The sequence below is a fragment of the Exiguobacterium sibiricum 7-3 genome (assembly GCF_000620865.1).
GTDB lineage: Bacteria > Bacillota > Bacilli > Exiguobacteriales > Exiguobacteriaceae > Exiguobacterium_A > Exiguobacterium_A sibiricum_A.
Map to the genome: position 1 here is coordinate 422,281 of NZ_KK211190.1, position 15,587 is coordinate 437,867.

Below are 15,587 nucleotides of genomic sequence, written 5' to 3' on the forward strand. Positions count from 1 at the left end.
TGGGAATCTGAAATTAGAACTGGGAGTTGATTTCATGAATCGTGTAAAAAAGGCGGTTATTCCAGCTGCTGGACTTGGCACACGTTTTTTACCGGCGACAAAAGCGATGCCGAAGGAAATGTTGCCGATCGTCGATAAGCCGACGATTCAATATATCATCGAAGAAGCGATTGAATCGGGGATTGAAGATATTTTAATCATCACTGGTAAAGGCAAACGGGCCATCGAGGATCATTTTGATTCCGTGCCGGAACTCGAAGCAAACTTGATTGCGAAAAATAAGTCGGAGTTGTTGCATTTAGTAGAAGCAACGACAAACATCAATATTCATTTCATCCGTCAGTCGAAACCAAAGGGTCTCGGAGACGCGATTCTCCAAGCAAAGGCCTTCATTGGCAACGAACCGTTCGTCGTCATGCTCGGGGATGATATCGTCCAAGCCGATATTCCATGTACACGTCAATTAATTGAGCAGTACGAGATTACGAACAGTTCAATCATCGGTGTCCAACCGGTTGCGGATAAAGATACGCATCGCTACGGCATCGTTGATCCAAGCACGAGCATCTCTGCGAACTTACATAAGGTGAAATCATTTGTTGAAAAGCCGGCACCAGGCACGGCACCATCGAACTTAGCGATTTTAGGCCGCTATTTACTGACACCGGAAATCTTTAAATACTTAGAAACACAGGAAGTCGGGTCAGGCGGCGAGATTCAATTGACGGACGCGATTACACGACTGAATGAAATGCAACGGGTCTTTGCTTATGAATTTGACGGAAAACGTTATGACGTCGGTGAAAAACTGGGCTTCATTCAAACGACACTCGAGTTTGCCTTGAAACGGGATGACCTGGGAGATGACGTTGCAAAGATGATGGCAGACTTACTCGCAGAACGTGCGAAGTCCTCTTCGCTTGTCTAAGCACGTGTCCTCCATCATAAAGAGAAAGGAGACTGTCCTTTGAAATTCTACTATTATTATCGGACCCTGACGTTAGCCTGCATCGATGCTGTCGCTTTAGGAATCGCGATGGGGTTTACCTATTTTTTCTTATATCCAAAAGAACTGTTTGATTTGATTGATAGTAAACTATTGCTTCAATCAGCTGCTGTCTTTGCATTGTTGTTCGTCACATTGGCCTTTTTAATGAAGTTGTATCGTGTCAACTGGAAGTATGCCAGCATCCAAGAGGCGCTGACCTTGTCTTTGTCACTCGGTGCCAGCTCGATTGGACTGATGGTTTATCAAAAATTTGTGTTCGGACAAGTTCTTGAACGCATCACGATTCTTAGTTTTTGTATTTCATTATTATTGCTTGGAGCGATTCGTGTTGCGCTACGACTACTTGGAATCGGACAACATTGGCGAAAATATGCCTTACCTCGCCGGATGGTCAAGTCACGTAAACGGACACTTGTCATTGGTGCCGGACGAGCTGGACGCTCGTTAGTCCGTCAATTATATGTATCTCCGTTCCATGAGCTAAAGCCTGTTGCATTTTTGGATGATGATCCAAAAAATATGCATTTCATGATTCAAGGAATCGAAGTCGTTGGGACGACTGCAAATTTAAAAGCAGTCATTGAAAAACACCGGATTGAAGCGATTGTACTCGCGATTCCGTCACTGACACAGCAACGACGGGTTGAACTGATCACGGAAGCGAAAATGCTTTGTAAAAACGTTCAAACGTTGCCGATGATTGAAGAGTTGATTACAGGAAAAGTTTCTGTCAGTGCGATTCGAGACGTTTCGATTGAAGATTTACTAGGTCGTGAACCGGTTGAACTCGATATTTCGGGGATTAAATCTGAAATCGAAGGACGAACAGTTCTTGTGACCGGAGCAGGTGGATCGATTGGATCAGAAATTTGCCGACAAATCATTCAATTCAATCCAACAACACTTGTATTACTGGGTCATGGTGAAAACAGTATTTACCTGATTGAACGAGAGCTACGCGGACTTCAGTTTCCGATTAATTTAGTACCAATCATTGCAGATGTCCAAGATCGCACGCGACTGGAAGAAGTGTTTGCGACACACAAACCACAGGTCGTTTTCCACGCAGCAGCGCATAAGCATGTGCCTTTAATGGAAGCCAACCCGTACGAATCAGTTAAAAACAATGTGTACGGGACAAAAAATGTTGCCGAAGTAGCTGACTTATTCGAAGCAGAACGATTTGTGATGATTTCAACCGATAAAGCCGTCAATCCAACAAACGTCATGGGATCCACAAAACGGATTGCGGAAATGGTTATTCAAGAACTGGGATGTCGCAGCAAAACGAAGTTTGCGGTCGTACGTTTCGGAAATGTACTGGGGAGTCGTGGCTCGGTCATTCCACTGTTTAAATCACAAATTTTAGCGGGCGGACCGGTTACGGTCACACACCCGGAAATGACACGATTCTTTATGACGATTCCGGAAGCAAGTCGGTTAGTCATTCAAGCCGGTATCTTAGCAGATGGTGGAGAAGTGTTTGTCCTTGATATGGGAGAGCCAGTCAAAATCGTTGATCTTGCTAAAAACATGATTGAACTGAGTGGTTTTACAGAAGATGAAATGCCAATCGTGTTCTCGGGGATTCGCCCGGGTGAGAAAATGTACGAAGAACTACTGAAAGACGGCGAAGTGGATCCGGAAGCGATTTATCCGAAGATTTTTGTCGGCCGAACGCGTCAAAAAGAACCAGTCATGAATATTTTGAATCTAGTCGATCGACATAAGAATGCACCACTGCAATTAAGAAACGTCTTACTCGATATTGCGAATGATGTTGCGGTTCGCGAAGAAAACCTAGTCTGACGAATGATATCTAAAAGGAGGAATGAAATTTGAATTACTTAAAAATCAAACGTCCACTTGGATTTTCGATTGCCTGTGTTGCCTGTTTAGTATTGATTCCTGTCTTTATCCTGATTATGGCTGCCATCAAGGTGGAGTCACGAGGGCCTGTATTCTTTAAACAAAAACGAGTCGGTCTGAATAAAAATCATTTTAATATTTTAAAATTCCGGACGATGTACATCGAAACACCAAATGATACACCAACCCACTTGTTAGCGGATCCAGACGTGTACATTACACGTGTCGGTAAGATTCTACGAAAAACAAGCCTGGATGAACTGCCACAGCTGTTTAATATTTTGAAAGGCGAGATGGCATTTGTCGGACCACGTCCAGCGTTGTGGAACCAATACGATTTGATCGATGAGCGAGATAAATACCAAGCAAATGACACGTTACCCGGTTTGACAGGCTGGGCGCAAATCAATGGTCGTGATGAACTACCGATTGAAATCAAAGCCAAGTTAGATGGAGAGTACGTAAAACGAATGGGAATCCTGATGGATACCCGGTGTTTCGTCGCAACAATTTTTAGTGTTTTGAAAAGTGACGGAGTAGTTGAAGGTGGTACAGGAAAAATTACTGTAAAAGAAGTTGCAAGTACGAAGGAGTAAACAACGATGAAAAAAGTTCTTGTTACAGGTGAGAATGGCTATATAGGGAACAAATTTAAAGAATGGGTTCAGTCAGGCAATAAAGAAATTGAGCTGAATTATGTTTCTGTAAGAGGAGAAGAATGGCGTAAAACTGATTTTAGTGCTTATGATACTGTTTTACATCTTGCGGGTATAGCGCATGTTTCTCGTAATCCAAAACTTAAAGAGTTATATTACAAAATCAATAGAGACTTGACGATTAAATTAGCTGAAAAAGCCAAGAAAGAAAATGTAAAACAGTTTATTTTTATGAGCAGTATTATTGTTTACGGATTAGATAATAAAATTGGTGATTATAGTAGCATCAACAACAATACAATTCCAGCTCCAGTAGATTTTTACGGAGACAGTAAATTACAAGCAGATTTACAAATTCAATCAATGAACAGCAAAGAATTTAAAACAGCAGTAATTCGTACACCAATTGTATATGGACCAGAGTGCAAAGGAAACTTTAAGAAAATAATAAACTTAGCAAAAATCACTCCTATTTTTATCGATTTAGATAATAAGAGAAGTATGATCTATATTGATAATTTAAATTGTCTAATTGAACAAATAATAAGTAGTAAGAGTTCAGGAGTATTTTATCCTCAAAATACAGAGTATGTAAGTACAAAACAAATCATTGAAGTTGCTGCAAAATATAGCGGACGCAAAATATACTTTATTTCGTCTTTCAACTTTTTAATAAAATTAGCTAGTAAAAAAATCAGTATCATCAATAAAATATTTGGTAATAAAATTTATGAGAAAGATATTTCGAAATCTAATCAGTATCAAGTTTGTGATTTCGAAACATCAATAAAAAAAAGTATGATTAATAACTAAATGGGGATATATAATATGAAAAAAAAGAGAGTTATGTTGCTTGGGAATCATGCTTTTGTTATTTACAATTTTAGAAAAGAACTGATCCAGCAATTATTAAAAGATGGATATGAAGTCTATCTGTCTATGCCTTATGATAAGGACAAAGTACCTATGATGATAAAATGGGGCTGTAATTTTATTGAGACAAATGTTGATCGCAGAGGGACAAACCCATTTAGAGATTTAAAATTAATTAAACACTATTTAAAGATTTTAAAAAAATACAAGCCTGATGTAGTCCTTACCTATACGATAAAACCCAATTTATATGGAGGAATTGCTTGCAGAATAAATAAAATCCCATATATAAACAATATAACAGGACTAGGTAGTGGCTTTAATAAAAAGGGATTATTAAAGAACCTTATAAAATTATTATATACGGTGGCTTTGAAAGATTCGTCTAAAGTATTTTTTCAAAATGAACATGATAAAAAAGTATTAATAGATGAAAAAATTATAACAAAAAATTTTGAAGTACTACCTGGTTCAGGTGTTAATTTAAAAGAATACTTATATCATGAAATGCCTTCATATTCTGTAACTAAGTTTATTTTTGTTGGAAGAATAATGAAAGACAAAGGGATTCATGAATTCTTAGAAGCTGCAGTGAAAAGTAAAAGCAAGTACGGGGATAACATCGAATTTAATGTTGTAGGCTTTGTAGAACCTACTGAAATACATTTAAGTAAAAAAATTGAGGATTTAAATTCTAATAAAGTTGTAAAGTACCATGGTTATCAGAATGACGTGAAGCATTATATTCAAAATGTACATTGCTTAATTCAGCCTTCACATGGAGGTGAGGGACTTTCTAATGTCTTATTGGAAGCTGGTGCAATGGGAAGAATATTATTAGCTTCAAAAATACCAGGGTGTCAAGAAACAATTGAAGTTGGTAAAAATGGTTATGTTTTTGATAAAAAAAATGTAAATAGTCTCTGTGAAAGTATAGATAAACTTATGAATTTAGACATTCAAAAGTTAGATGAGATGTCGTTATATTCAAGGTATAAAATTAATAAAGAGTTTGATCGTAATATTATTATTGAAAGATATCTTAAAGAAATACAGAACCTGACATTGTTAAATCATCATGAGAGAAAAATTATATGAAAATCTTATATATCACTACACATTTGGATAATGGTGGAGCAGAAAAGCTAGTAGCAGATATGGCTGTGTATAGTAAAAATAAAGGGTATGAAGTCACTGTATTGATGATTCTAAATCGAAAAGGTGTTCCATATGAAAATTTAATATTAAATAAAATAAAAGTTATTAACTTAAAGATGTCTTCTTTTTTGAATTTCAGAATACCATTCATTTTGAATAATATTTCAAAAGAATTTGACATTATTCATACTCATACTTACTATGCACAGTTATACTCAAGTTTCTTTATTGATAAAAAGAAACTTATTACCACCGAACATAGTACAAATAATAATAGAAGAAGTAAAAAAATTTTTCGTTTGATAGATAGCTTAATGTATTACAAATATTCTAAAGTTGTATCTATTACAGATAGTGTAGAAAGAAATTTGAAAAATTGGATTTTCTCAAACACTAAAGATAAATTTACAGTAATAAATAATGGAATCGATGTAAAGAAGTATTTTAATGATAAAAAAATAGAAAAAGAGGAAATTGGTTTTAAGAAAAAAGAAATCTTGTTGATATCAGTAGGGAGGCTTGAACCGGTAAAAAATCAATTATTATTAATTGAAGCTTTTTCAGAGATTAGAGATCCTAATGTAAAATTAATTTTAATTGGAAATGGAAATTTAAAATCAATAATAATTGAAAGAATAAAAAATAAAGGTTTAATTGATAGAATCACTTTATTAGAAAATAGAAAGGACGTGGATGTCTTCCTAAATGCAAGTGATATTTTTATTTTACCTTCGTTATGGGAAGGTTTTGGATTATCAGCACTGGAAGCAGCTATATCGGATAATATACTAGTTCTTTCTGATATAGAAGGTTTGAAAGGTATGATTAATGAAGTAACTGAACAAGCAATATTTTTTGATCCGAATAGTAAAGAAGATTTGGTTAAATCAATAATAAGAGCGATTTCTATGATAGAAAATGATAAAAAATCTATAAATATTGATTATGTTGAGAAATATTTAAGTATAGAAAGTATGATGAATAAATACTTAGAAGTTTACAAAGAACGTAAGGGAGGATAAAAAATTGGATTTAAGTTTTATCATCGTTAACTATAATACAGCGATCCTAGTAGAAGAGTGTATCGATTCTTTATTGAAAAATAAATCATTAAAAGAAATAGAGTTTGAAATAGTAGTTGTAGATAACGGATCAAACGATAATTCTGTTTCTTTCCTTACTAAAAAATATATAAAATTTTCGAATATTAAAGTTATTGATTCTAAAGAAAACAATGGTTTTGGTAAAGGAAATAATATAGGTGTTTCTAATAGTGATGGTGAATTCATATGCTGTATTAATAGTGATACAATTTCTCAAAACACAGATTATTTGGAAATATTAAGTAATTTTAAAAATGAAAAAATTGGAATATTAGGAGCGAAGATACTTAATAAAGATAATAGTATTCAAAGCTTAGGTTTTAAAAAGCCAAGTGTAAAGAACGATTTTTTATTGAGTTTTTTATTTTGGAATTTTAATCTTATAAAAAAAATACGATATCATAACTATACAGATAAAGGATTAATAAATGTAGATTGGGTATCTGGATGCTTCTTTTTAATTCGAAAAGTTACTTTTGAAGAAGTAGAAGGTTTTGATGAAAAAATATTTATGTATTCAGAGGATTTAGATTTATCGGTTAGAGTTGGAAATATGGGTTTACAGAACTATGTTCTAGACACGACTGATATCTATCATTTACACGGTGGATCTACAAATAATAAAAAACCGAATTTCCAAAAAATGCTTGACGAGAAAAAAAATTATTTTTATGTGATCCAAAAAAATAAATTGGCTAATTCCCTAGAACTATTTTTAATCAAAATCTTCACTAAAATGCATGTACTTATGTTGTACATATTAAAAAATGTTGTAAGGAAGATTAAAATTGAAAATTAAAAATATACTCATTATTTTAAACTCAAATTTTATAATGTTAGCAGGAAGCTTGCTATTAACTTTTTTGATTCCTATATACTTATCTGTAAATGACTTTGCAGAATATAGAAAATATATTTTGTATATATCATACATTGGTCTTTTTAGTTTTGGATTTATTGATGGGTCATTATTAAAATATGGGCATAAGTATTTAGAAAATAAAACATTATTCATCCAAAGAGACTTTAGATTTATTTTGAAATTTCAAATAATCATTTCTTTAATTATTGTAGTTATTTCTTTAGCTTTTAAAGATTTAATACTATTTTTATTAGCATTAGTTATTTTCCCTATAAATATGACAACATATTTCAAAATGATCTATCAAGCCACCGGGTCATATAAAAACTACTCTTTATTAAATATAATGTATTCTATTATCAATACACTAAGTATCTCTTTTGTAATTTATCTTGGGTTATTTGGATATAAAGTATTAATAATAGCTACTTTATTAAGTTACTGGTTGGTTTATTTTGTAGCACAATATAAAATGATTAAATTTTCAAAACAAATGTTAAATAATAATTTAGAGAATGATTATACCATTAAGAACATATTTTCAATTGGATATATTGTATTGATTTCGAATTTAGCAATTTTATTTTTTTACAACATTGGATTATGGGTAGTGAATTTTTTATTTTCCAATAGTGAATTTGCAAATTATTCATTAGCAAATTCTATGCAAAATATGATTTTATTAATAGTAAATAGTGCAAGTGTTGTTTTCTTTAAATATATTTTTTCTGAAGAAAATGATAATAAAATAAAAAAAATAAATGAGATTTTGCTTTTTTTAGGAATTGTTTCATTTGCTTCTTTTTTTATTTTAAAAGCAATTATAGATGAATTTTTTGCTGATTATACAAGTTCTTTGCATATTTTGAAATTTTTAATTATGTGCCTACCATTTACAATGGTTTATAACATTTCGTTTATTAATTACTATAAAAAGCATAATTTAAACTTTAAAATGTTAAAATCCATTGTTTATTTAAGTATTTTTAATTTAATTATAAGTATAATAATTTCCTTTGTGTTTGAAGGAGTACATTTAATAGCATTTGCCTCATTTTTAAGTTCTATTTTATTAAATGTTTATGTATCTCTCATTGATTTGAAAATATTTAGAATAAATATGAAACAATGGATTTATATATTAATTACGATTTCAATATTTTATTTTTTAAGTGAAAAAAAATGGTATGTAGGTTTATCATACTACGTAATCTACTTAGTACTATCTTTAATTCTATTTATGTTATTAAAAAAGAAAATAAGACGGGAGCCTTAAATATGAAAGGTATCATTCTGGCTGGTGGAAGTGGAACCAGGTTGTATCCACTGACAAAATCAATCTCTAAGCAATTGCTACCGGTATACGATAAACCGATGATTTACTATCCGATGTCGACTTTAATGTTAGCTGGAATCAAAGAAATATTAATTATTTCAACACCAGAGGATACACCACGCTTTGAACAACTGCTTGGTAATGGAGAAGAACTTGGACTCTCCTTGTCATATAAAGTTCAGGACTCTCCTGACGGTCTTGCTCAAGCATTTCTAATAGGAGAAGAGTTTATCGGAGAGGATTCTGTTGCTCTTGTGCTCGGCGATAACATCTATTATGGTCACGGGTTTACAGAGTTACTTCAAAGAGCAGCTTCTTTAAAAGAAGGCTCAACTGTTTTCGGTTATCAGGTTCACGATCCAGAACGTTTTGGCGTTGTTGAATTTGATGATCATCAAAATGTGATTTCAATCGAAGAAAAACCTGAAATCGCTAAAAGTAATTACGCTATTACTGGACTTTATTTTTATGATAATCGAGTCGTTGATTTTGCTAAATCGTTAAAACCTTCTCGAAGAGGAGAACTTGAAATTACAGATTTAAACAAATGTTACCTTGAAGACAATTCCTTGCGTGTCGAGTTACTCGGTCGTGGATTTGCATGGCTCGATACAGGAACACATGAATCGTTGCTTGAAGCATCGACGTTTATCGAAACGATTGAAAGACGTCAGAAACTAAAAATCGCTTGTCTTGAAGAAATCTCATATCGCATGGGGTACATTTCTAAAGGACAGTTGATTGAATTAGCGCAGCCACTACAAAAAAATGCTTATGGGCAGTACTTGCTTCATGTTGCGAAAACAGTGAAAGATACTTCTGAAAAGAAAGCAGGTTTTACTTTATGAAAGCAATAAAAAGTAAATTAGAAGGCGTTCTTTTACTAGAACCTAACTTTTTTGGAGATCATCGTGGTTTTTTCATGGAGAGCTACAATCGCCAAGTTTTTCATGATTTAGGCATTACACATGAGTTCATTCAAGATAATCATTCACTTTCTAAAGAAGCCGGTGTGCTGCGCGGTATGCATTATCAGTTGGAACCAAAAGCGCAAACAAAGCTCGTTCGAGTTGGATCAGGAGCAATCTATGACGTAGTGGTTGATATGCGGATTGGTTCACCGACCTATGGAGAATGGGAGGGATTTATTTTAAGCGAACATAATAAACGTCAGTTGCTTGTTCCAAAAGGCTTTGCACATGGTTTTTGTACGCTGACTGAGGATGTTAATGTTCTTTATAAAGTGGATGAATTGTATTCGGCTGAACATGATCGTGGCATTCAGTGGAATGACCCTGAATTAGATATTAAGTGGCCAGTGACAAACCCGATTCTATCAGAAAAAGATACAAAACATCCAACGTTGAAAGATACAGAAAATAATTTTAAATGGAGTGAATGAGTATGAATTTAATCGTTACTGGTGGTGCTGGTTTTATTGGAAGTAACTTTGTCCGTCATATGCTCAATACATATCCTGACTATACAATCATCAATCTTGACTTGCTAACCTACGCAGGAAACAAAGAGAGTTTGGCTGATTTAATCGATAATCCTAAACATGTTTTTTTGGAAGGAAACATCACAGATCGTGATTTGTTAGATCAACTGATTACAGATTATAAAATAGACGGCATCATTAACTTTGCTGCTGAGTCGCACGTGGATCGCAGTATCTTAAATCCTGAAGTATTCGTCGAAACAAATATTCAAGGAACACTGGCATTGTTAGACGCTGCCCGTAAGCATAAGTTGAAGAAGTATGTTCAAGTCTCAACAGATGAAGTGTACGGTTCGCTTGGAGCTGAAGGATACTTCACGGAAGATACACCGCTTGCACCAAACAGCCCATACTCAGCTTCTAAAGCAGGTGCAGATATGTTAGTCCGTTCATATTTCGAAACATACGGTATGGATGTCAATATTACGCGCTGTTCAAATAACTATGGACCGTATCATTTCCCGGAAAAATTAATTCCTTTAATGATTACGAATGCAATGGATCAAAAGAATCTCCCGATTTATGGAGATGGTGAAAATATTCGTGACTGGCTTCATGTAACCGATCATTGTGCAGCAATTGATTTAGTTTTCCACAAAGGTAAATCCGGTGAAGTTTACAATGTAGGCGGACATAACGAGAGAACAAATAATCAAATCGTTGATTTAATTGTTGGCCGCTTAGATGTTTCGAAAGACTTGGTAACATATGTTGAAGATCGTTTAGGGCACGATCGCCGTTATGCGATTGATCCAATCAAGTTAGAGACAGAACTAGGATGGAAACCAAAATATACGTTTGATACAGGGATCGTTGAAACAATTGACTGGTACTTAGCAAACGAAGCTTGGTGGCGTCCACTTAAAGAAAAAGCAGAACTCGTGAAATGAAGAAAACTATTTTAATTACAGGTGCCAATGGACAATTAGGTACGGATTTAGTTCATTTAGTCGACTCCTCATCATATGAAGTTGTAGCTTTTACGAAGCAGGGTTTAGATATTACGGATTACCCAGTTGTTGAAGAAACAATTCAACGAATTAAACCGGACTGGATTCTACATGCAGCTGCTTACACCAATGTTGAAGCAGCTGAAGATGAAGGGAAAGAAATGAATTGGCTCGTCAATGCGACAGGTACAGAAAATGTTGCAAAAGCAGCGAAGCAAGCTGGAGCAAAAATGATTTACGTCAGCACTGACTATGTATTCGATGGCACAAAAACAACCGAGTATGAAGTAACAGATCAAGTTAACCCATTGAACGAGTACGGCAAAGCCAAGTTGGCTGGAGAACAAGCCGTACAAAGTATTTTAGGAGACGACGGATATATTGTAAGAACTTCATGGGTATTCGGTGTTCATGGTAATAATTTTGTTTACACAATGATGAAACTAGCTGAGACGCGCTCTGAATTAAATGTAGTTGCTGATCAATTTGGTCGGCCGACGTTTTCAGAAGACTTGGCACGATTTATGTTATATCTTGTTGGAGATTCTAAAATTCCAGGTGGAGTCTATCACTTTTCTAATGACGAATCCTGTTCGTGGTATGAATTTGCAACGGAAATTCTAGCAGACACCACTACAACAGTAAATCCATGTAATTCAGATGCTTTTCCACAAAAAGCAGAGCGTCCGCAAAATTCAATCCTCAGCTTACTCTCTATAAGCAAGTTGAATTATACAGTGCCAACATGGAAAAATTCTTTAACAAGATTTAAAGAAAAAACTCTAGAAAATAAGGTGTGAAAATAGTGAATGTCACTGCGAAAATTTTAGTCACAGGTGCCGCTGGTTTTATTGGTGTGCATTTATCAAATCAGTTAACGAATCATGGCTATAGTGTAATAGGTTTGGATAATATAAATACCTACTACGACTTAAATTTAAAAAAAGACCGACTAGCTCAGCTAGACGATAATAGAAATTTTACGTTTGTTGAATGTGATTTAACGGATAGAGAGCGTATTAATAAAATTTTTGAAGAACATCGACCGGCAGTTGTCATCAATTTAGCAGCCCAAGCAGGAGTCCGGTACTCCATTGAGAATCCGTATGCCTATTTAGATTCCAATCTAACCGGATTCCTTAATATCTTAGAGGCTTGTCGGAATTATCCAGTCGATCATTTACTGTATGCCTCATCTAGTTCGGTATACGGTGGAAACAAAGTCGCACCATTCTCTACAAATCATAATGTCGATCATCCAGTCAGCCTTTATGCTGCGACTAAAAAATCGAATGAATTGATGGCACATACATACAGTCATCTCTACAATATCCCAACGACAGGACTTCGATTCTTTACAGTATATGGTCCATGGGGACGTCCAGATATGGCCTACTTCTCCTTTACGAAAGATATCATTGAGGGGAATCCAATCAAAGTGTTTAATCATGGGAAAATGGAACGTGACTTCACCTACATCGATGATATTGTAGAAGGAATCATCAAACTCATTCCACTTGTACCAGAAAAGAATTCGGATTGGGACGAAAGTGTCGACGAACTGGGTGCAAGTTTTGCTCCTTACCGTGTTTATAATATTGGAAACAATAGCCCTGTCCCATTAATGAAGTTTATTAATGTACTAGAAGAGAAAATCGGTAAAGAAGCGAACAAACAGTATATGGAGATGCAGCCAGGTGATGTTCTTCGGACTTACGCAGATGTCTCCGAACTCGAGCGTGACATTGACTTCAAACCAAGTACAAGTATTGAAGAAGGTCTTGGAAAATTCGTTGACTGGTATAAAGAGTACTACAGCGTCAAATTATAAGAATAGAGGGACTTGAAATGAAAATTACCGTAGCAGGAACAGGGTACGTCGGCCTTTCCATGGCCGTTTTACTCGCACAGCATAATGAGGTCACATCGATTGACATCATTAGAGAACGTGTCGATCTTGTCAATAATCTAAAATCACCAATCGTTGATGCTGAAATCGAAAACTTCTTACAAAACAAAGAATTGAATCTGCATGCGACAACTGATAATTTTGAAGCGTACAAATATGCTGAATTCGTCATTATTGCGACTCCGACGGATTATGATCCAACACGGAACTACTTCAACACGCGGACAGTTGAGAGCGTCATCGCGACAGTCCTTGCCATTAATCCGGATGCGACAATGGTCATCAAATCGACGGTACCGGTTGGCTACACACAAGAATTAAAAGAGAAGTTCGATACACCAAATATTATTTTCTCACCAGAGTTTTTGCGTGAAGGGCAGGCACTGCATGACAATCTTTACCCATCACGCATTGTCGTCGGTGAACAATCAGAACGAGCGCAACAGTTTGCTGATCTTTTACTTCAAGGAGCAATCAAAAAGGATGTACCGATTCTTTTGACAGATTCGACAGAAGCAGAAGCCATCAAGTTGTTCTCCAATACGTATCTTGCGATGCGTGTCGCGTTCTTTAACGAACTCGATACGTATGCAGAAGTCCGTAATCTTGATACGAAGCAAATCATTGAAGGTGTTGGGCTCGATAGCCGGATCGGTAATCATTATAACAATCCTTCTTTCGGATACGGTGGGTACTGCTTACCGAAAGATACAAAGCAACTCCTTGCGAACTACGATGAAGTGCCAAATAACATTATCGGGGCAATCGTTGAAGCGAACCGGACACGGAAAGATTATATTGCGGATACAATCATTAAACAAAATCCGAAAGTCGTCGGCGTTTATCGTCTAACGATGAAAACGGACTCAGATAACTTCCGAGCATCATCGATTCAAGGCATTATGAAACGAATCAAGGCAAAAGGAATCGAAGTGACAGTCTTCGAACCTGTATTGACGGAAGATACATTCTACAATTCTCGTGTCATTCGTGATCTTGAAGCGTTTAAGCAAGAATCAGATGTGATAATTTCTAATAGAATGCACCCTGAGTTAAGTGATGTTGAAGAAAAAGTTTATACAAGAGACTTATACAGCAGAGATTAAATAGAGAACTAATTAAGAATTAAAATAAGGGACGTGAAGCGAGTGGGGCATAGATATGAAGAATTTGATTCGATAAGAGGGATTGCTTCTTTAAGCGTTCTGTTTCACCATTGTTTAATAGTGGTACCTATTTTTTATGCTGCTCATCTTCATCAACAGAACTCAGATATGTTAGTAAATGTTTTTTCAAATTCGCCTTTACACGTTGTGTGGGCCGGACATGAGGCAGTTATTCTATTTTTTGTCTTAAGTGGATTTGTACTTTCACTTCCTATTTTAAATGGGAAACCACTTCAGTATAAAAGCTACTTAATCAAAAGATTTTGCAGAATATATCTTCCATATATATTTGTTATGGTACTCTCTTACACTTTTTATATGATATATAAAAATTTTAACTTGATTGATAATTTTTCTGAAAGTACAAGTATTTGGTTTAATACTATGTGGTCAGAAAATCCAGATTTTAAATCTCTTATTTCAATTATACTTATGTTAGGTTATGGAACACATAATTTAAATACAGTTACTTGGAGTCTTATTCATGAGATGAGAATTTCTATTTTTTTCCCTTTTATAATATTGTTTGTTAATAAAAAAAATCCACTAAAATTCTTTGTGATAGCAATTAGTGTACTTTTCTCAATTTGGTTATTATTTATGTTTGTATCTAACCTTGGTCTAAGTGAAGTCGTTTCTTACTTATTTTATAGCGTCGGTTATACTTTTTATTATAGTATTTTTTTCGTATTTGGGGGAATGTTAGCTAGATATAGAAGTAAGCTTTCTAATGTATTTTATAAAGCAAAAATAGAGATGAAAATTTTTGCAATTTTACTCTTTATATTTGGTTATACTATTGAGTGGAATACAACATTTATTAGTTATTTGAAATATAGTGAAGTTTTAAATATTAAGCTCTTAGTTAATTTTTTGATTGATTTTACGATAGCATTTAGCGTTTGCTTATTGTTTATTATTGTATTAGGTTCTGGATTATTCAAAAGTATTTTGAAAAGACAAGAATTATTATATCTAGGTAAGATCTCGTTTAGTTTGTACTTGATACATCCTATTAGTTTAATGATGTTAATACATTTATTTAAAGAAACTTTAAATTTAGAATTTTTAATTTTAATTTCAGCTTTACTTTCAATAATATTCGCACATTTTTTGTACAAATACATAGAAATTCCTACAATAACACTAGGTAAAAAACTCAGTAAAAGCAGTGAAAAGAAAAAAGTTGCTTAAT

Annotated in this window: 15 protein-coding genes; all 15 read left to right on the forward strand. The window is 34.4% G+C overall.

Annotation, left to right across the window (positions count from 1 at the left end; all coding sequences use genetic code 11):
• Window positions 1-34: 34 nt before the first annotated feature.
• The 15 genes from galU to P402_RS0103240 are packed head-to-tail and all read left to right on the forward strand — an operon-like array spanning window position 35 to window position 15,586.
• A complete protein-coding gene (gene galU, locus P402_RS0103170) occupies window positions 35-928 on the forward strand; it encodes a UTP--glucose-1-phosphate uridylyltransferase GalU (protein WP_026827382.1) in 894 nt (297 codons plus the stop codon).
• A 39-nt stretch (window positions 929-967) separates the two neighbouring features.
• Complete coding sequence (locus P402_RS0103175; RefSeq protein ID WP_026827383.1) at window positions 968-2,818, forward strand: nucleoside-diphosphate sugar epimerase/dehydratase; 1,851 nt, start codon at window positions 968-970, stop codon at window positions 2,816-2,818.
• A gap of 29 nt (window positions 2,819-2,847) precedes the next feature.
• Window positions 2,848-3,474 (forward strand): sugar transferase, encoded by a 627-nt coding sequence (locus tag P402_RS0103180; RefSeq protein ID WP_026827384.1) that lies wholly within the window; start codon window positions 2,848-2,850, stop codon window positions 3,472-3,474.
• A 6-nt stretch (window positions 3,475-3,480) separates the two neighbouring features.
• Window positions 3,481-4,347 (forward strand): NAD-dependent epimerase/dehydratase family protein, encoded by an 867-nt coding sequence (locus P402_RS0103185; protein WP_026827385.1) that lies wholly within the window; start codon window positions 3,481-3,483, stop codon window positions 4,345-4,347.
• 15 nt (window positions 4,348-4,362) lie between these two features.
• A complete protein-coding gene (locus P402_RS16155) occupies window positions 4,363-5,505 on the forward strand; it encodes a glycosyltransferase family 4 protein (protein WP_034769647.1) in 1,143 nt (380 codons plus the stop codon).
• Window positions 5,502-6,587, forward strand: a complete 1,086-nt coding sequence (locus P402_RS0103195) for a glycosyltransferase (RefSeq protein ID WP_026827386.1) — start codon at window positions 5,502-5,504, stop codon at window positions 6,585-6,587. The genes P402_RS16155 and P402_RS0103195 overlap by 4 nt, the downstream gene beginning before the upstream one ends.
• Before the next feature lie 4 nt (window positions 6,588-6,591).
• Window positions 6,592-7,467: a glycosyltransferase family 2 protein gene (locus P402_RS16160; protein WP_034769650.1), complete on the forward strand. Its 876-nt coding sequence runs from the start codon at window positions 6,592-6,594 to the stop codon at window positions 7,465-7,467.
• Complete coding sequence (locus P402_RS0103205; RefSeq protein WP_026827387.1) at window positions 7,457-8,806, forward strand: hypothetical protein; 1,350 nt, start codon at window positions 7,457-7,459, stop codon at window positions 8,804-8,806. The genes P402_RS16160 and P402_RS0103205 overlap by 11 nt, the downstream gene beginning before the upstream one ends.
• Before the next feature lie 2 nt (window positions 8,807-8,808).
• The gene (rfbA, locus tag P402_RS16165) at window positions 8,809-9,714 is read left to right on the forward strand and encodes a glucose-1-phosphate thymidylyltransferase RfbA (protein WP_051525109.1); all 906 of its coding nucleotides are present in this window, start codon (window positions 8,809-8,811) and stop codon (window positions 9,712-9,714) included.
• On the forward strand, window positions 9,711-10,268 hold the full coding sequence (rfbC, locus tag P402_RS0103215; RefSeq protein WP_026827388.1) for a dTDP-4-dehydrorhamnose 3,5-epimerase: 558 nt from the start codon (window positions 9,711-9,713) through the stop codon (window positions 10,266-10,268). The genes rfbA and rfbC overlap by 4 nt, the downstream gene beginning before the upstream one ends.
• Before the next feature lie 2 nt (window positions 10,269-10,270).
• Window positions 10,271-11,257, forward strand: a complete 987-nt coding sequence (gene rfbB / locus P402_RS0103220) for a dTDP-glucose 4,6-dehydratase (RefSeq protein WP_026827389.1) — start codon at window positions 10,271-10,273, stop codon at window positions 11,255-11,257.
• The gene (rfbD, locus tag P402_RS0103225) at window positions 11,254-12,117 is read left to right on the forward strand and encodes a dTDP-4-dehydrorhamnose reductase (protein WP_026827390.1); all 864 of its coding nucleotides are present in this window, start codon (window positions 11,254-11,256) and stop codon (window positions 12,115-12,117) included. The genes rfbB and rfbD overlap by 4 nt, the downstream gene beginning before the upstream one ends.
• Window positions 12,118-12,122: 5 nt before the next feature.
• Window positions 12,123-13,148 (forward strand): NAD-dependent epimerase, encoded by a 1,026-nt coding sequence (locus P402_RS0103230; protein WP_051525110.1) that lies wholly within the window; start codon window positions 12,123-12,125, stop codon window positions 13,146-13,148.
• 17 nt (window positions 13,149-13,165) lie between these two features.
• Window positions 13,166-14,332: a nucleotide sugar dehydrogenase gene (locus P402_RS0103235; RefSeq protein WP_026827392.1), complete on the forward strand. Its 1,167-nt coding sequence runs from the start codon at window positions 13,166-13,168 to the stop codon at window positions 14,330-14,332.
• Between the two features lie 42 nt (window positions 14,333-14,374).
• Window positions 14,375-15,586, forward strand: a complete 1,212-nt coding sequence (locus P402_RS0103240; protein WP_026827393.1) for an acyltransferase family protein — start codon at window positions 14,375-14,377, stop codon at window positions 15,584-15,586.
• Window position 15,587 lies beyond the last annotated feature (1 nt).